Genomic DNA, 17,737 nt, shown 5'->3' with positions numbered 1-17,737 from the left:
AAACATACCGGTTGAAAAGTTTTATAGCCAGGGGATAGATCAAGTCGAAAACAGCGTCCCCTGAAGCGCTTCTGCATACCTTGCGGCTGACAGCTGTACACGTTCTCCGGCGTGGTTTTCCACTGAGCGGCGAAAAGCGCCATACAGCCGGTTGAATGGAACATTTTTTATTTGATCAGCCATTTGCTGCACTTTGCCGGCGGGAAGAGGAATCAAATTTGGATAGCTGTACATAAAACTCACCCATCTGCGATCTTGAACGACTTGGATAATGTCTCCTGAAAGGAGGATTCCCTTGCCTCCGTTTCCGTTTGCCCAATGGCAGACCGCTCCCCCTTTAAAATGGCCGCCAAGCCGGTGCAAGGTCAATCCGCTTGACAGCTTGAGGGAATCGCCGGACCAAAACACAATCCGGCTGCTCGGCCGCTGCACCCATTGTTTGTCATCTTCATGAATATAGATCGGAGCATCAAACATTTCAGCCCATTCCGTTTGTGCAGCATAATAATGCGGATGTGATAAAGCGATCGCCTGGACTCCGCCCATCCGCTCGATGTTCTCAAACGTCCGCTGATCCAGGTATGTGATACAATCCCACAGCAAGTTAAAACCGGGCTCCTGAATCAGGTATGCCGACTGACCGATGCCGAATTCGGGCGTTGTCGTTAAACTGTATAGGCGCTCTTCTTCCAATGCGATTTCGTTTTGAAACCTTCCGCTTTGCTTCATTTCTTCCAGCGTTGTCCAAGCTTGCCCTGAATGATTGACATACTGTCTTTCTTCATTGCAAATAATGCATTCCGCCGGCTCTTTCGGAGCAGCTTCACATTGAACACCGCACGTCGTGCAAATATAGTTAGTCAAAATTGCTCCTCCCCTTTCAAACTATATTTTACCATCTCCTTCACATATACATGATTTTTTCGCTTCTATATATTGCGCTATCCAGGCTGATCTGTCCGCTTCATCCTGAAACGTGAAAAAAGCGTCCGCTGATCCGGACGCTAGCTGCCTTCTTGCTGATACATATGTTCAAGCTGTGAAAATGAAATATCGCCGGCCGCACAATCTACAGCGGCATCGACTACCTGATCAAAGCGATCGGCCGAAGCGCTTTTCTCTTTTAACTGTTGTTCATAGCGTTCGAGCTCTTCCTGCTGTCTTCTTAAATCCTCTTCTTTTCCATCATAATCGGATGCATTCATCGTCTCGATATTTCTTTTGACGGCTTCAACATAGCCTCTCAATATATCCATGTCTTCATACTCCTTGCCTTTTTTCAAAGGGTTTGCAACATTTATTATTTTTATACGGGAAAAAGAGGTTTTATACGGTTGCTCAAGCGCAAAAAAACAGATAAAATATGTCTTAATTTCTGTATTTTTTACATAAGGGGATTTAGAAGTCATTGAAAAACGAAACTGCGCTTAAACGAAGTCTTACACTCGGCCCGCTCGTTGTGATCGGCCTTGCTTATATGGACCCGCTCGTCGTATTTGATTCATACGGAGTGGTCGCACAACTGACAAAGGGACACGTTCCGGCGGCATACATATTCACTGTTGCCGCACTCCTTTTGACCGCTTTGAGCTACGGCAGCATGGTCAAGGCCTATCCACAAGCGGGATCGGTTTATACATATGCATATGAAAGCATTCATCCGCATGCGGGATTTTTAGCCGGCTGGACGATCATGCTGGACTATTTATTTTTGCCGATGGTCAATTTTGCGATCGGCAGCGCTTATTTGACGGCGGCTTTTCCTGAAGTGCCGCATGGTTTTTGGGTCGTTCTGCTCGCTTTATCGATTACCGTTGTCAATATTTTAGGCATCAGACTAACGGCAAATATTACAGGGCTGTTCGTCGCTTTTCAAGTGATCGTCGCCCTGACTTTTGCCGGTTTTATGATCGCCGGGCTGGCAGACGGCCTCGGGACGGGCGAGCTGATGTCAGCCGATCCGTTTTTCCGTTCTGATATCGAGCCTTCCCTGATTGTATCAGGAGCGACGATTTTGTGTTTTTCGTTTCTTGGCTTTGATGCGATTTCCACCATGTCTGAAGAAACGGTCAACCCGAAGAAGAACATTCCGTTGGCCATCTTTTTAACAGTAGCGATCGGCGGAACGCTGTTTACGGCGATTTCTTACTTGATGCAGCAAATCTATCCGTCCTATGATAGCTTCCGGCACGCCGATTCGGCATCGCTGGAAATCGCCCTATATACAGGAGGCGCTTTTTTAAAGTCCTTCTTTTTGGCGGGAACAATGGTCGCTGTCATTTCATCTTCGCTTTCTTCGCATGCGAGCGCTTCGCGGCTTTTGTATGCGATGGGGCGGGACAGCTCTCTTCCGAAACGCTTTTTCGGCTATGTGCATCCGACTTTAAAGACGCCGGTGTTTAATATTATGTTCATCGGGCTGATTTCATTGACGGCCATGATCGGGGAACTCGAGGTCATCTATTCATTCATCAGTTTCGGCGCGCTGATCGGATTTATTTTTGTCCACCTGTCTGTCATCGGCCATTACTACATTCGAAAACAGGAGAGAGGCTTTTTAAAAACGCTTCGCTATTTGGTTCTGCCCTTTTTGGGGGCCTCTTTCTGCGGCTGGCTGCTGCTTAGCATCAGCAAAAATGCGCTCATGATTGGAGCCGGCTGGCTGATTGCCGGGTTTATATACTTTTTATTCAGAATCCGTTCTCTTCCGAACGTCACATTCGGCTTTGACCGCGATCCAAGATAGAAGGATATCGCTTGGTCTTCTTGAAGATATATGTCATAATAAATGAGGCTGTATACTGTTTTGCATCAGGGCGCTACAGAGGTGAAACCATTGAAGAAAAAGAAATCGGGATGTTTAGCCGGAGCTGGCTGTTTGTCTTTTTTTGTGTTTGTTCCCTTGATCATTTTCTTTGCCATCTCCGGTCTGGAACAATTAAAATGGCTTCCTCTTGACACTGAATCTAACATTCTTGAGAGATTAAAAGATTACAAACCTCTTGTTGAAGAAGAACTTGATGAACAGGATCTTTCACAATACACCGCTCTTTTGTTGGGCATGATGTATCAGGAGTCGAAAGGCAGAGGCGGTGATCCGATGCAGTCATCGGAATCTCTCGGTATGAAGCGAAATGAGATTGACGATCCAAAAGCAAGCATTAAGCAGGGTGTGCGCCACTTTACAGCAATGTATCAAAAGGGACAGAAAAAAGGTGTCGATATTGAAACGATCATCCAAAGCTATAATATGGGATCGGGTTATATCGATTACGTCTCAAAACACGGCGGAAAGCACTCAGAGAAGCTGGCAAAGGCATTTTCCGAGGAACAAGTCAAAAAGAACCCCGATCTGTATAATTGCGGCGGAGATACAAACAATTTCCGCTACCCTTATTGCTACGGGGATTACTCTTACACGGAAAAAGTAATGGAACGCACAAAAAAAGTCGAAGAACATATCGAAGGGTTAACACTTGAACATTGACAAAACGGCAAGCCGGGTGAATTTTCGTCCGGCTTGTCCTGTTTTCGAGGAGCGAACAGAAGCATCGCCTGCAGCTGCATGCCATGCTTGTCATCAGTTCGCGTATTCTCCGTGAACGCTTCGTTCCATCCTTCTACTGCAAAAAACCGCCTTCTTTCAGCATTTCTTTTACTTCCTTTTTTGAGATTAAAAAGTCTTTTGAGCTCAACTGATCTGTTTCTAAAGGCTGACAATCCGCATACTTTTTATGAAGTTCAGGCATTTTGATTGCAGGTAGCACCACCGCGAGGTCATTTGTAAATGAAACAGCATGCTGCCGTTCATGAGGTGAAATCAGCAGCTCATGAAGCTTTTCTCCCGGCCTTGCCCCCGTTTCTGTGATCGACGTTTTTTCGTTTCCGTAAGCTTCGATCAGCACTTCAGCCATGTCTAAAATTCTGCAGGCCGGCGAATTCATAATGAAAATTTCTCCGCCTTGGCCGCTTTCAGCCGCTTTTAATAAAAGCCGGATCGTTTTTTCCTTCGTGAGGAAGAAACGGGTCATTCTTTTGTCTGTGATGGAGACCTGGTTCTTTTCCCTGATCTGGTCTTTAAAAAGCTGAAGAACGCTTCCGCTGCTTCCGAGCACATTTCCTCCCCTTACACAAATAAAATCCGTGTCTGAATAGAGATGGTTCGCGTATACGATCAGCTTCTCGCCGATCGCTTTCGTCATTCCGTAAAAGTTGGCAGGGTCAGCCGCTTTGTCGGTCGAGACGTTGATGACTTTTTTAACGCCGTTTTCGATCGCTGCTTCAATGACGTTTTCCGTCCCTGTGACATTCGTTTTTAATGCTTCTAGCGGCTGTTCTTCACAAACCGGCACATGCTTCAGCGCAGCTAAATGAAAGACATAGTCGACCCCTTTTAATCCTGTATTCAACGCTTTCCGATCTCTGATATCCCCGATGAAAAACGTCAGCCTCGGATCTTCAATCTGCCTTCTCATTTGAACTTGTCTTTCTTCATTTCTGGAAAATACAATGAGCTTTTGAGGGTTTAAGGATAGCAGCTGAAGAATGAGTTCCCGGCCCCATGAGCCTGTTCCTCCAGTAATGAATATCGTTTTATTTTCAAACATCCGCTTTTTCTCTCCCTTTGTGCCTTAGTCAATCATTCTCATCGGCAAAAAACTAACGAATCGTTATGCCTTGGAACATTTCACTCCAATACAGGTCATTTGATTGCCAAATTTCTTGATCAGGAAGTTCGACAGCGCATACGTTCTTTAACGGCCAGTGATTTTCAACAATACCCGATACATTTGTGTGATTGATCAGAAGAATGCTGAAATCGTTTGTAACCAAATTTGAGAGCACTTCTTCAAGTTCTTTTGCTTCCTGCATTGTGCCGCTTGTTCTGACAAACAACGCGCGCTGTGCAGTCGATGTCATTTCTAAAAATCTGTTAAATCTCCTGTTAAACTTTTCTATCACTTCATGATAAGTAGCCAGGTTGTCGAGTGTATTTCGATCCGCTTTAAAATCGTGTGCCGAGTCAATGCAATAATGATCATCTGTAACCGAAATAAAAGGATCTTGAGTGGCAACTCCTGTGGAATACCCCGTCACTCTCAAATTTATAGGATCCATAAAGCCTTCAAATCGGTTCCGTATCAGTCGGCAAAGATCCGGCAGCGACGAGGAGCCGACCCAATCAAACGGCCCTGCATAAGGCCTTTTATTCATTTTTCTCAGCTGGAGAGCTGTCAGACATAAATGCCCCAAGCTGAAAATCGCATCATATTCACCCTGTATCTCTTTTAAATTCATATTCTCACTCCTTGTGCTTACTAACAAAAGAAAATCGTTATAAGTAACTAATGATAGGAAAGAGCATGTGGTCTTTATAACATAGTATGTCGGTGTAACAAATTGGTAAAAGACAATCACCTAACAGACTCCTAAATTCAATCAGCCTTGCTAGATTTAAAGGCTTAATAAAAACCTTCGGAGCTCCGAAGGTTGATTTTGGAGAATAAATTATTCTGTTTTTGTTTGATTTTGTGTTTTAAAGAAATTCACTGTGGAATCATTTGGAATTGAATAATTCTCTGGAAGCGACTCTTTGATCGCCTCAAGCACTTTGTTATTGCTTTCTATAATTTTATTGTTCATTTCTTCAAAGCTTGCAGATAATTCGTCTAATACTTCATTTTTGCTGTTTACATTCGTTGAGCTTTCTTCCGGTGAAGCCTCTGCGGTATCAACAGGCTGTTCATTTGATTCAGCTGCCGAATTCGTCTGAGCTGCCTTTTCGGCTAGAGCCTCAACTTTTTCTTTTCGAAACTCGAAAAGCAAATCCAAATATTTATCCCACCAATCGATATCCACTTCCTCTTTCGTCAGAAGTTCAAACAAATGCTTTTTAATTTCAGACTTCATATGACATGTCTCCTTTATTTTAAAGTTTGCTGATAAATTTCCAAAACCTTGTTGACAGCTTCCTCCATATTCCAATATTCCATTGCAAACTTGTGCGCATTGGATCCTAAAGTTTTTCTAAGTGTCTCATCTTCCAACAACTGATTGATAGAGTCGCATATGGCCTGTGCATCTCCTTTAGGCGTAACCATACCGGTCACATTGTGTTCGACGATTTCAGGAAGACCTCCGGCGTCGCTGACAATGACAGGAAGTCCGGCTAATTGTGCTTCAATAACAGACAGCGGCTGATTTTCGAGAAGACTCGGCAAAACATACACATCAGCAATTGAAAGAAGATAAGGGACATCATCGCGCTTTTTCATAAACACGACATCGTTTTCCAAACCGAGCTGTCCGCATAGAATTCGCAGTCCCGCCATTCTCTCTCCGTCGCCGGCAATCCAGCATACCCAATCATCCCGAACCTCTTTTAAATGTGAAAGCGCGGCAAGCAGATGCTGAACACCTTTGTTTTCAACGAGCCTGCCTGTGAAAAGGATAATTTTCTTATCTGTTTGCGGTATTTCCGCTGACTTTATATCCTTTCGTTTTAGAAAGCTATCAATATCATAGCCATAATGGAGAACGCTGATTTGTTCCTCCGGTGTATCGAATTCCTTAGTCAGCAGGTTTTTCAACCAATTGTTGGCAACGATTGTGGCATCAGCCGAAACAGCGCCGACCTGTTCAAGATGGTCGAAGTACGCCCTTGCAACGTCAGAACTAGACTTTCTGTGGATCGTTGTCAGCTGGTGTCTGATTTCATGGGCTACACTCCCGTGAAGCGTGGCGACAAGCGGTGTGTTTTTTGGCTTCACTCGTTTCAGGCAGCCGCTTGAGATGACATCTTGGGCGTGGATCAGATCGTATTTTTCCAATCCTAAATAAATGGCTGCAAGTTCGTAAACATAGCGCTGGATTTCAGTAAAGTGGACCAATTGATTGTCGAATATTTGCGGAAAAGATTGTTGATTGACCGATTGCTCAATCATAGGCATCAGCTGTTCTTTTTCGACCTTGCGATTTTCGTTTACAATATGAACAATCTGATTTTCCTCTCCATATCCAAGCAAATCGATTTCATGTCCCATAGATTCAAGCGATTCTTTCAGCTGGACCATATATGTCCATACACCACCTACATGCGGAATACTCCAATAAGTGGCAAGAAGAATTTTCATAAGCATCTCCCTTTTTCATTTCTATCCAATGCTCTAATTATTTATATTGGTGATTGTCATATCTTGTGTAGGACGGATATCCAATTCAGAAAGATTATTTTTCAAGAGGCTGCTAAAAGAAAAAAATCCGCTCTCCTTTTATAAGAGAACGGATTTTTCTTTTAGTAATAGGGGGAAATCATCATATAGACGAGAACACCTGTCAGGCTGACATACAGCCAAAGCGGCATCGTCCAGCGGGCGATTTTGCGGTGGCGTTCCACCTGCATGCTCAGGCCTCTGAACAACGTAAACAAGGCCAAGGGAACGATTAAAGCGGACAAGACAATGTGTGTGATCAAAATAAAATAGTAGATCGGTCTTATAATCCCTTCCCCGCCAAAATGAGTGTCAGGCATTAATGAATGGTAAGTTAAGTATGAAACGAGAAAGATGAACGTTGTCGTAAAAGCGGCAAAAATAAACCGCTTGTGCGCCTTAATGTTTTTCTGTTTAATCATGATCAGTGCAGCCACTAAGAAAATGAATGTGAAGCTGTTGCAGACTGCGTTCAAAAGCGGCAGAAAAGTCAAATCCAAATGAGCGAATTTGTCGCTTTTCGGCATGAAAAACAAGAGGGCAATGACACCGTTTATGATAATCGTCAGAGCAACAACAATGCCTGTATAGTTTTTATTTTTTTGTGTATGTGTCATATCGGGCAATCTCTCCTATTTGTGCAAGCTATCAAAATCGTATTCAAATTCAGGAGGAATGTCAACGTTTTCGGCTTTTCGTCAGAATTTAGTCACAGAATATACAAAAATTCCCCTCCTCTAGAACGAGGAAGGGAACCAAGGCGGATGCCTTAGAAATTCATAGCATCTTTAGCCATTAATTTTTCGAATTCTTCTTCAGTTACGATATCTTCTTTATTCGGTTTATGCTCAAACTTTACGTCACCATCGATATTTTTGTAAGTTGTAGATGCCGTGATGCCTAAAGATTGAGGTGCTTTTTTGCTGTCAACAGACAAAGAGATATCCGCATTTTCAGTCAGAAGATTTTCTTTGTCATCGATTGTTGATGTCACATCGAACTTTTTGAATGTGACGTCTTTCAGTCCGTCTTTAATCTTGTTCAGCTCGCTCTTCGGAACAGCTTCTCCGCTCGCTTTTCCGGCGATTTCGATGAACTTGACGACCGCAGCTTTAATTTCTTTGTCACTAAAGCTGAAAGCGACTTTTTGAGCAGCACCCTGCTCTTTTTCTTTATCTGTCAGATCCGCTTTTTCAAACTTATCTGCAGGCAGATTGTCTGCAGCTTCTTTGATGGATTCCATCAATTGTTTTTGAAGTTCATCCGTGTCTTGAGATGAAGTTTTGTCATCTTCAAGCGGGAATTCAAGGTACTTGCCTTTGACGCTGTCAAAATTCATGCCGGCTGTTCCAAGGAAGAAGCCGAAGCTGTCAAGAACGCTGTCAATTTTGATGTAGCCGACTTGTTTCTTTTCGTCCATATAAACCGGAATATCGAAATCAAGCGACATGTTTTGGACTTTCAGCTTCGCTTTAATCACAGCCTCAGACTGTTTCGTTTCAGCATTCGTTTTTCCGCTGATCGTTAATGTTGCATCGTTCAGCATATCAGCAACTTGCTTATCTTCCGCTCCAAGGTTGGATGCGTCAACTTTCAAGCCGATATCACTTGAAAATTCGTATGATTTCGCAGAAATCAGCTTTTTATAAGCCGTTGCGTAAGATCCTTTTGGATCAGCCTGCTGACATGCAGCTAATACAAGAACAAAAGCTGACATCAGCATCAATAGAGAAAAAATTCTTTTCTTCAAAATCGTACGCTCCTTTTGTCATGGTTTTTCTGGGATTAGGAGGATCCATTGTCTCGTATCCTAGGTAAATATACCAGAAGTCATATGAATTCTATCACAAAAAAATCGTAGAATGTGAAATTTTTGTTTAAAATTACATTAAAATTTAATTCTAGCAACCCATTTGCAAATTGCCGTTCTTTTTACTATAATCGAAAACTGTATGTTTTAATGGAAAGGAGTAAGTTTTTATGATAACGGATGAAGAAATGGAAAAAGACAGCTCCGGCTTGCAGAAGGAATTGAACGAATTACAATTTCAACTGTTTCGGATGCGTGAAAATATGAAGGATATCTCCAAAGATTCGCGAGTGCTCGGTATTGATCAATCGAAAGACGATGAATGGATGATTGTCCATTCGATTGATGATGGCCGGACATGCAAGATCATGTTAAGCGATTGCCAGTCGCCGTACCGCGGAAGATGTGATTTTTCTCTTGTCGCTTCCTACAAAGAAGAAAAATGCGCGATCCATATCGGGGATATTAAAGGGCCGGCAGGCTACGGTTATGGTTCCATCTGCATGAAGTATTTAAAAGAAAAAGCCCGCGAGCACAACATACCGGTCATCACGGGGGACATTGCTGAAAGGGATTGGGACCATGTGGACCGGCTGATCCATTTTTATGAAAAGCATCATTTTGAAGTAACGATCGACCCCGGTTTAAAATCCGGTGAAATTCAGTGGCAGGATCTTTAAAAGTATGGTGAAATAGATAGAAACAATGAAAGGTGTGCCCGTTCATGTTTCCAGAAAAACTACAGCCCGGTGACGAAATCAGGGTGATTGCCCCATCGAGAAGCCTGTCACTTCTCAACACCGATAAGATCGAAAAAGCGAGAACGGTTTTAAACAACCTCGGATTTCGAATCTCTTTTTCCGCACATGCTAATGAAATTGATGAATGTTCTTCCTCCAGCATTCAATCGAGAGTAAGCGATCTCCATGATGCCTTTTCCGATCAACGCGTCAAAGGAATACTCACTGTGCTCGGCGGGTATAACAGCAATCAGCTGTTATCACATTTGAATTATGAACTCATAAAAGCCAACCCAAAAGTGTTCTGCGGCTTTTCAGATATTACCGCTCTTTCAGCGGCGATCTATGCAAAAACCGGGCTTGTCACCTATTCGGGACCTCATTTTTCAAGCTTTTCAATGGGGTATGGACTAAACTATATGACAGATTACTTTTTGAAGTGCTGTTGCGCAAGCGGTGTCTACGATGTTGAACCATCATCGATGTGGTGTGAAGAAATCGAAACTGAAGAATGTCCCAAACAAAACAGCGGCCCTGTTGTGATCAACGAAGGCTCAGCAGACGGAAAGATCATAGGAGGGAATTTGTGCACATTGAACCTATTGCAAGGTACGGAATATTTCCCTGACATCAAGAACGCCGTATTGTTTCTTGAGGATGATTGGGAATCGCCGGCAGCGTTTTTTGACCGCGATCTGCAGTCCTTGCTTCATCTGCCCGATTTTTCCGGTGTCAAAGCCGTTCTCATTGGCCGTTTTCAGACAGCATCAGCCGTAACGCTTGAGCGCCTTAAACAAATTGTGCAAACAAAAAAAGAGCTTTCTCAAATACCCGTTATCGCAAATATAGATTTCGGCCATACGACCCCTTTCTTTACATTTCCGATTGGCGGACGGTGCCGGATCGACGCACAGAAAGAACATGTATCACTTTGTATCACAAAACATTAAGGCAGAGGATGAACACATCCTCTGCCTTTTTTTATTTGGCAAGACCCCAAGGCGAAAATAACAGATAAATGCAGGCCATCAGACAAATCACAAGAATAGAAGCAAGTTTGGCATGCTTCCATGGCCGCAAGTCAACCTTAGCATTTTTCTCAAGCTTGAATTCTGACGGCCTTGGCTTCAATTTTCCGATGAAAAGCATCAAAAGGACGGAAAACGGAAACAAAACGGCCAATATATAGAGAAAATGAATATGGCCAAAATAGATTTTTGAGATGGTATACAAAACAATGTGTGCGAATATCGCCCATTTCACGGCAAGCGCCGGCACTTTTTTCGTAAAGAATCCAACAACGACGGCAGCCAATACAGGGACATTGAAAAATCCGAACATTTCCTGTAAATAATTGTAAAGTCCGGACGGCGCAAACAGAATAAAAGGCGCGATGATAATCGACACCGCGGCAAGGATCACCACAAAGATCCTTCCCGTTTTCACAAGCTCTTCTTCTTTTGCCTCAGGCTTGAAGATCGGTTTGTACAAATCCAATGTAAACAACGTGATCGTGCTGTTCAGCGAACCGTTAAACGAGCTGAGAATCGCTCCGAATAAAATCGCGGCAAAGACACCGATAAGCGCAGTCGGCAGCAAATCAACGATCAGCTTAGGGTAAACGGTGTCAGCATTTTCAATATGACCTCCGTAAAGATGGTAAGCAATAACCCCGGGAAGAACGAGATAAAACACACCGATCGTCTTAAATACACCGGCCAGCAATGCGCCTTTCTGCCCTTCAGCCAAGTTTTTCGCCCCAAGCGCCCGCTGAACGATCGACTGATTAACAGCCCAATAAAATAAGTTGTTCACAAGCAGTCCCGTAAAAATCGTCGGCCACGGGACTTCTGCAGTGTTGTCAGCTGTAATGGCATTCAGCTTTTCCTTATGTACACTCGTCAGCTCAGTATAGCCGTTTAAGAGACTGCCGTCGCCGATTGCCATGATTCCAAGCACAAAAATAAACAGACCGCCAAGAATTAAACCGGCGCCATAAATGGCATCAGCCGATGCCGCAGCTTTTAGTCCCCCAAAAAATATGTAGCAGCAGCTTGCGGCCCCGATCACAAGCGAGATGAAAAAAACAGTCGCAAACGTACTGATTCCAAGCGCAGAGGAAATATTAAACACTTGATCGAGAACGAGCGCCCCGGAGTACAATACGGTTGGCAGAAACGAGGTCGCATATCCCAGAAGCAGGAGAATCGAGACGATTTGCCGCGTTCTTTGATCATAGCGTTTTTCAAGAAAGTCAGGTATCGTCGTAACCCCAGAACTGAGATACCTCGGTAAAAAAACGAATGCCAGCATAATGAGCGCAAGCGGTGCTGTAACCTCCCAAGCCATCGCACTCATCGTTCCCGAATAGCTTTGACCGTTTAACCCTACCATTTGTTCTGTTGACAAATTGGTTAAAAGCAGCGAACTTCCAATATAGAGAGCAGTGAGACTTCGCCCGCCGAGAAAATAACCGTCTGACGTCTTCAAATTAATATCTTTTGTCCTCAGATAAGAAAAAATAAAAATCCCTGCATTAATCAATAAAAATGTCATGATAATCCACAGCAATACTCCTACATCTCCTTTTCTAAATCAGCTGATATGTACATATCTATTGAACTACCCATTTGCCAATCTAAAAAAACATCTAAATCGAAAAAAAGATGCAGAAAACAGAAAAAAGACACTGATCATCTCCATGGTCAGTGTCCATCAATGGTAAAACTTCTTATTTTAAAACTTTTACTTTAACCGTTTTAACGCCCCAGTTTTTTGCCGCGGATTTGCTTGGAACAAATACGTCGATTTTGTTCCCTTTGATCGCACCGCCGGTGTCGGCAGCAGTCGCTTCTCCGTAGCCTTCAACATACACCTTGGATCCAAGCGGGATCACGTTTGGATCCACCGCAATAATCTTGGCGTTTTTATTGGCATTCAGATCAAAACCCGTAGCTGTCACGCCTGTCATTCCGCCGTCATTGGCAGTGTATGCCGTTGCGGTAACCGTCAGTTCTTTTGCAGCGCTTTGAGAGCTTTGAGATTCGTTTGAACGGGAAGCCGTTTCTTTTTCCTGCTTAGGTGCAGGCGCAGCTTTCTCAACTTTCGCTTCTTTTTGTACGGCAGGCTTTGTTTCCGCAGGCTGCGCCGCAGCAGCTTGAACCGTCGCCTGTCCGTCAACAGTTATGGATGTATTCGGGTAAATGATATCTGATTTTATGTTGTTCCAATTTTTAAGGTCGTTCACGGAAACGCCGAATTGTTGAGCGATTTTCCAGAGAGTGTCTCCCTTTTTAATGGTATATTGTTTCTTTTCTTCTGTCTGTTTTTCAGAAACGTTCAGCTTTTGTCCTGGAATAATCAGGTCTGAGGAAAGCTGATTCCATTCTTTTAAGTCCTGCAGATTTACCCCTTGTTTTTGCGAGATTCCCCAAAGGGTGTCACCTTTTTGGACTGTTACTTCTTTTGCAGAGGCACTCGCTCCGAATGCAGTTGAAGATAGTGCTGCAACTGCAACAAAGGACATAAACGTCTTCTTCATAAGTAAATCCTCCCTTGTTAGCTTTTTATTGTCCGGCTAACAGGAGCAATCGTAACATATGAAAATGTCAAATCAATAACAAAACAATTTGTTTTTGATTACAGTTATTTTACGAGGAGGAGTTTCAGCCGTCCAAAAACCGGCATAAATTCAGGTGTATCAAGGGTTCCAATCTTTTTTTATCTGCAATAGGAGATTTACTAAAAAAACTTTTTACATATGATGTTTTTGGGTTTTTATGCTTCTTTCTCAGTTTTATAGGCTTGAAGCTCCTGTAGAAATACAGCGCCGTATTTTACTCTTTTTTGTTCTCCCACTCCTTTGACTGACAAAAGTTCTTCGTCTGTCAGGGGAACTTTCCCGCTCATTTCCCGCAGCGTTTCGTCAGAGAATATGACAAAAGGAGGCACGCCTTGTTCCTGGGCAAGTTTTCTGCGCAGCGCTCTTAACCGTTCAAACAATTCGTCATCTTTAACAATTTGACTTGTCTGCATTTTTTCTTTGCGCATCACCGCTTCCCGGCCGAGCAAAACGTTTCGCCCCTTGTTGGCGACAAAGAGAACGGGATATGTTCCGTCGGACATCTGGATGTACTCATCTGCGATTAAAAACTCTATAAAATCGCTGATGTCGGCAATAGACCGGTTCTTTAAAATTCCGTAAGTCGATAATTGCTGGAAGCCGTTTTCGGTCACTTTCTTATTTTTCGAACCTGCCAGAACTTGCGCCACCATGGTTTTTCCGAACCTTTCTCCCATGCGGATGATGCAGGACAGTACCATCTGTGCTTCCTTCGTCACATCGGTGATGCTTCGGGTGTCGAGACAGCTGCTGCACCTGCCGCAGTCTTCAGTCGAAACTTCGCCAAAATAAGAAAGAATAAACCGCTCAAGACAGCCTTCAGTATGGCAAAAATCAACCATTTGCCTCAACTTTTTCACGTCTTGCGCCCGAATGTCTTCATCTTCTGTCGACTGTTCGATTAAAAACCGCTGAAGCCGGATGTCCTGAGGAGAAAATAGTAGGACACACTCGCTGTCAAGACCGTCGCGTCCGGCTCGTCCTGCTTCTTGATAATAGCTCTCCATGTTCTTTGGAATTTGAGCATGAATCACATAGCGGATATTGGATTTATCGATGCCCATTCCGAATGCTGAGGTCGCTGTCATCACACTGATCTCGTCATTTAAAAAGAGATCCTGCTGCCGGTCCCTTTCTTCATCATTCATCCCGCCGTGATAGCACCCGGCCGCAATTCCTTTTTGAGACAGGCGGCTTGATATTCTTTCGGCTTCCTTTCTTGTCGCTGTATAAATAATTCCCGCCTCTGAGCGGTTTTTCTCCACATATGATTCGATAAAACGATCCTTGTTTTCGCCTTTTAAAATTTTAAACGTCAAATTATCCCGTGAAAAACCGGTGAAAACCGTGCTCTCTTTTTCGATCCCGAGCTGTGTGCAAATATCCTCATGAACCTCGGGCGTTGCGGTAGCCGTCAATGCCAATACGACCGGACGGGTGCCGAGACTATTTAAAAAGCTTTCAATATGTCTGTAGCTCGGCCTGAAATCGTGGCCCCACTGTGAAATGCAGTGAGCTTCATCAATCGCTGTCAGCGGGATATGAATGCGGGAAAGCACGCGAATAAAATCGGGAGACGTCAGCCGCTCAGGTGTGACATAAAACAGCTTGTAGCCGCCTTCCTTTAAAACGGAAAGCCGCTCAGCGATTTCGCCATGGCCTAAAGAACTGTTCACGTACGCAGCTTGAATTCCAAGCTGATTTAACGCATCCACCTGGTCCTTCATCAAGGAAATTAAAGGAGAGATCACAATGGTTGTCCCCTCCATAAGGAGCGCAGGAATTTGGTAGCAGATTGATTTCCCTCCGCCCGTAGGCATAATGCATGCTGTATCCCGTTTTTCAGAAACAACCGATTGAATGGCTTTCTTCTGACCCGGACGCAGTGAAGGATAGCCATAATAGTGCTGCAATAAAGCTTCAGCTTTCTCTAGCATATAAATGAAACCCTCTCTTATCATAAACTTCTTCCTGTCCACCATGATATCATATTTAAACCGGCAATCAGCCCCTCTCCGTAAAATCGTCAATTCGATAAAGAAAATTCATTTTTAGCTCAAATACAAAAAACCCCGGCGCTGATGTAAAGCGTCAGAGTATCAAATGAATAGTTTCGCCTTTCATTTAATCGCAGCCTGTTGTTCAGCTAATAATTGCAAACGCTTCGCTTCCTCCAAGCAAAGTGTTTTGTATGCCAGGGCTCCGGTAATGCTCGCTCTGTCCGATGCATCCCGGCGCAGAGCGGAAAGCTCTGACAGCACAGATGCCGCGTCGTCTTGTATAATTCCGCGGTCATGCAGCATTTGAATCAATTCATCGCTTTCAAGACGGAGCGCATTTTGATCAAATGTTGAGGCTGTTTCCCGAAGAACGTTGTGAACATCAGACCAAGCGTTTTCGATCATGTTTTCCCCTGCCGGCACCGACCGTACAGAAGTCAGTCCCGATAACCTTTTTTCCCGTACGGAGACGAGCTCCTGAAGCCTTTTGTCAAACTCCAATTCAAAATCCTTGTATTTCAGTTTGATCAATTCCTTCATCCGTTCAGACAAAGGTTCCTTTAACAGCAAAACGCACATCATCAAAGTAGCTGGCCATGCCAATGATTGAACCGTCGCCGAAACAAATTCAAGCCAATCCATAAAATCAGCCTCCGTTTCAAAAGGAAAGTTGTTTTGTGAAAGACCAGGTGGTAATGTTGAATCGAAAGGAAAATTTTGTGCATAAAGGTGTGTGGTTTACCATGTGGATCATCATCATACTGATGATCATATTGATCGGATTTGCAGGAAACATTGTCGCCATGTTGCGAACGATTGTCAAGCAGAATGATAGAATCATCAGCCTCTTTGAGAATGAAATCAACAACAAACATTAGACAAATGCTCAGGAATTGAAGAATCGCGGAAGATACAAAACAGCCCCTCTCCTTATTCATAGACAAACAAGGAACCGATCAGTGGCCGTATTGAGAGACGGCTTCTTTTTTATGCTGTTTAAGATGCCGCAGGATCAGTTTACAACTATATTATATTGAATATTCAGATTAGTAAATATGAGTAAAGTCCTCTCCTCTCTAACCGATACACATGTTAAGGAGGTGGTTATGTTGGATATTGCTGTTTTATCAATGGCCATGAGTCAGGCCGCTCTTCATCAAAACGTGCAAATGTCGCTGACAAAGACGGCTTTGGACACCGCTGAACAAAGCGCACAGCAGCTCGTAGACATGGTGCAGGCCCCACATCCAGTTTCAGGACATCATATTGACCTGAAAGGTTAAGGCCAAAACATACATTCAGCAGGCTGCGAAGTCTGCCGGATGTATGTTTTCCCGAAGAAATTTTAAAAAAAATCGCTGCAACCTCTTTATTTTTTCTGGTTTTTGCACTATAATATTGTTCTGTGTCCCAGTAGCTCAGGTGGATAGAGCAACAGCCTCCTAAGCTGTGTGTCGGGAGTTCGAATCTCTCCTGGGACGTATTGAATGAAAAGAGGCAAACCCTTGGAACGTAAGGGTTTGCCTCTTTTGTTAATGGCCGTGTTGTTGTTGCTTTAAAATAAAGTTGATTAAAATCATCATGAGAACCCACATATTATAGAAAGAACCCGTTTTGAAAAAAAAGATTGATCAAAATGGATTCTTATCCAACGAATTTAAGTTTCGGTTTTATAAAAAAGTTTGAACATTTTCTGGTTCCTTTTGCGAAACGATCATTTCATGATTTACTTGGTTAAATTAAAGCTTTGCTCAATTAAGTTATAAACTTCTTCTTCTGAATCTATACGTTCTAAAACAAGTGATATCCAATTTTCCTTATCCATATGATATCCAGGTAAAATGCTCTTTCCATTTCTTAAACTGCCGCTTATTTCGGGAGGGCATTTTAAATTCAGAATATCTATTTCGTCATTTCCATCTAAGCCTAACTTTTCTGGAAGAACATTCATTACAAGACCATACCATTTTTCGTTAGATTCATGTCTTAAGGCAGCATAGTATGGAAATTTTTGAAATGGGTAATCTGGCAATGTACCGAATTTTTCTTTGACATGCTTAAAGATATCTTCTCTTGTTAACATACTGAATCATTCCTCCAACAACTTAAATAGATTTTCGGCAATTGCCGATCCAGATGGGACAATGGTGAATTTTTTGAAGTCATGATGTGAAGGAGACATGTTTCTCCTGTAACGGGATTAACACCCTCAGTGGCTTTCTTGTAATCATAATATCCGGTGATGTTTCCTGCAAATGTGCTGCCTGCATCCAACACTTTTTCATACCACTCCCGCTCGCAAGATCTTCCTGTTTTTTGAGTGAGCTCTTTTTGCTTCGATTTCATATTGATTA

20 protein-coding genes and 1 tRNA gene are annotated in these 17,737 nt (G+C 43.2%); 7 read left to right on the top strand and 14 right to left on the bottom strand.

Annotated elements, in window-relative coordinates; genetic code table 11:
• Positions 1-39: 39 nt before the first annotated feature.
• Complete coding sequence (locus KI350_RS13740; protein ID WP_059230575.1) at positions 40-864, bottom strand: hypothetical protein; 825 nt, start codon at positions 862-864, stop codon at positions 40-42.
• A gap of 140 nt (positions 865-1,004) precedes the next feature.
• Positions 1,005-1,256, bottom strand: a complete 252-nt coding sequence (locus tag KI350_RS23065; RefSeq protein ID WP_223254864.1) for a YnfE family protein — start codon at positions 1,254-1,256, stop codon at positions 1,005-1,007.
• A 152-nt stretch (positions 1,257-1,408) separates the two neighbouring features.
• On the opposite strand from KI350_RS23065, the gene KI350_RS13730 reads away from it, so the two are divergent.
• Both KI350_RS13730 and KI350_RS13725 read left to right on the top strand, forming a co-directional pair.
• On the top strand, positions 1,409-2,746 hold the full coding sequence (locus KI350_RS13730) for an APC family permease (RefSeq protein WP_059230578.1): 1,338 nt from the start codon (positions 1,409-1,411) through the stop codon (positions 2,744-2,746).
• Positions 2,747-2,836: 90 nt separating this feature from the next.
• Positions 2,837-3,487 (top strand): lysozyme family protein, encoded by a 651-nt coding sequence (locus KI350_RS13725; protein ID WP_059230580.1) that lies wholly within the window; start codon positions 2,837-2,839, stop codon positions 3,485-3,487.
• A 133-nt stretch (positions 3,488-3,620) separates the two neighbouring features.
• Here the strand turns inward: KI350_RS13725 and KI350_RS13720 are convergent, their stop codons facing one another.
• From KI350_RS13720 to KI350_RS13695, 6 genes are all read right to left on the bottom strand, one after another.
• The gene (locus KI350_RS13720; RefSeq protein ID WP_059230581.1) at positions 3,621-4,607 is read right to left on the bottom strand and encodes a polysaccharide biosynthesis protein; all 987 of its coding nucleotides are present in this window, start codon (positions 4,605-4,607) and stop codon (positions 3,621-3,623) included.
• Between the two features lie 52 nt (positions 4,608-4,659).
• Positions 4,660-5,298 carry a papain-like cysteine peptidase gene (locus KI350_RS13715; RefSeq protein WP_059230583.1) on the bottom strand — a complete coding sequence of 213 codons (639 nt, stop codon included), beginning with the start codon at positions 5,296-5,298 and terminating at the stop codon, positions 4,660-4,662.
• A 210-nt stretch (positions 5,299-5,508) separates the two neighbouring features.
• On the bottom strand, positions 5,509-5,910 hold the full coding sequence (locus tag KI350_RS13710) for a hypothetical protein (RefSeq protein ID WP_059230585.1): 402 nt from the start codon (positions 5,908-5,910) through the stop codon (positions 5,509-5,511).
• Positions 5,911-5,924: 14 nt separating this feature from the next.
• Positions 5,925-7,133 (bottom strand): glycosyltransferase family 4 protein, encoded by a 1,209-nt coding sequence (locus tag KI350_RS13705; protein WP_059230587.1) that lies wholly within the window; start codon positions 7,131-7,133, stop codon positions 5,925-5,927.
• A 161-nt stretch (positions 7,134-7,294) separates the two neighbouring features.
• The gene (locus KI350_RS13700; protein ID WP_020451765.1) at positions 7,295-7,828 is read right to left on the bottom strand and encodes a DUF420 domain-containing protein; all 534 of its coding nucleotides are present in this window, start codon (positions 7,826-7,828) and stop codon (positions 7,295-7,297) included.
• A 152-nt stretch (positions 7,829-7,980) separates the two neighbouring features.
• Positions 7,981-8,961, bottom strand: a complete 981-nt coding sequence (locus KI350_RS13695; RefSeq protein WP_020451766.1) for a hypothetical protein — start codon at positions 8,959-8,961, stop codon at positions 7,981-7,983.
• 230 nt (positions 8,962-9,191) lie between these two features.
• Here KI350_RS13695 and KI350_RS13690 point away from each other — a divergent pair, with 230 nt between their 5' ends.
• Both KI350_RS13690 and KI350_RS13685 read left to right on the top strand, forming a co-directional pair.
• Positions 9,192-9,701 carry a GNAT family protein gene (locus KI350_RS13690; protein WP_059230589.1) on the top strand — a complete coding sequence of 170 codons (510 nt, stop codon included), beginning with the start codon at positions 9,192-9,194 and terminating at the stop codon, positions 9,699-9,701.
• 44 nt (positions 9,702-9,745) lie between these two features.
• Complete coding sequence (locus tag KI350_RS13685) at positions 9,746-10,711, top strand: S66 family peptidase (RefSeq protein WP_020451768.1); 966 nt, start codon at positions 9,746-9,748, stop codon at positions 10,709-10,711.
• A gap of 31 nt (positions 10,712-10,742) precedes the next feature.
• Here the strand turns inward: KI350_RS13685 and KI350_RS13680 are convergent, their stop codons facing one another.
• From KI350_RS13680 to KI350_RS13665, 4 genes are all read right to left on the bottom strand, one after another.
• Entirely contained in the window at positions 10,743-12,332 is a 1,590-nt protein-coding gene (locus KI350_RS13680) for a solute:sodium symporter family transporter (RefSeq protein WP_059230590.1), read from the bottom strand.
• Positions 12,333-12,492: 160 nt separating this feature from the next.
• Complete coding sequence (locus tag KI350_RS13675) at positions 12,493-13,302, bottom strand: 3D domain-containing protein (RefSeq protein WP_023855696.1); 810 nt, start codon at positions 13,300-13,302, stop codon at positions 12,493-12,495.
• 236 nt (positions 13,303-13,538) lie between these two features.
• Positions 13,539-15,320 (bottom strand): DNA helicase RecQ, encoded by a 1,782-nt coding sequence (gene recQ / locus KI350_RS13670; protein ID WP_059230636.1) that lies wholly within the window; start codon positions 15,318-15,320, stop codon positions 13,539-13,541.
• Positions 15,321-15,503: 183 nt separating this feature from the next.
• The gene (locus KI350_RS13665) at positions 15,504-16,025 is read right to left on the bottom strand and encodes a hypothetical protein (protein WP_059230593.1); all 522 of its coding nucleotides are present in this window, start codon (positions 16,023-16,025) and stop codon (positions 15,504-15,506) included.
• 101 nt (positions 16,026-16,126) lie between these two features.
• Between KI350_RS13665 and KI350_RS23235 the strand changes: the two genes are divergently transcribed.
• The 3 genes from KI350_RS23235 to KI350_RS13655 all read left to right on the top strand — a co-directional run bounded on the left by KI350_RS23235 (position 16,127) and on the right by KI350_RS13655 (position 16,864).
• Positions 16,127-16,261: a hypothetical protein gene (locus tag KI350_RS23235; RefSeq protein ID WP_261378973.1), complete on the top strand. Its 135-nt coding sequence runs from the start codon at positions 16,127-16,129 to the stop codon at positions 16,259-16,261.
• Positions 16,262-16,489: 228 nt separating this feature from the next.
• Entirely contained in the window at positions 16,490-16,666 is a 177-nt protein-coding gene (locus KI350_RS13660; RefSeq protein WP_374706248.1) for a YjfB family protein, read from the top strand.
• 124 nt (positions 16,667-16,790) lie between these two features.
• Positions 16,791-16,864 (top strand) — tRNA-Arg (locus KI350_RS13655).
• A gap of 245 nt (positions 16,865-17,109) precedes the next feature.
• Here KI350_RS13655 and KI350_RS13650 read toward each other — a convergent pair.
• Positions 17,110-17,466: an MmcQ/YjbR family DNA-binding protein gene (locus KI350_RS13650; RefSeq protein ID WP_059230596.1), complete on the bottom strand. Its 357-nt coding sequence runs from the start codon at positions 17,464-17,466 to the stop codon at positions 17,110-17,112.
• A complete protein-coding gene (locus KI350_RS23060) occupies positions 17,460-17,729 on the bottom strand; it encodes a pre-toxin TG domain-containing protein (protein ID WP_023855692.1) in 270 nt (89 codons plus the stop codon). The genes KI350_RS13650 and KI350_RS23060 overlap by 7 nt, the downstream gene beginning before the upstream one ends.
• Between the last annotated feature and the right edge of the window lie 8 nt (positions 17,730-17,737).

The organism is Bacillus sp. J41TS8 (genome assembly GCF_018333035.1).
GTDB lineage: Bacteria > Bacillota > Bacilli > Bacillales > Bacillaceae > Bacillus > Bacillus paralicheniformis.
This window is presented reverse-complemented; position numbering and strand designations above follow the sequence as displayed.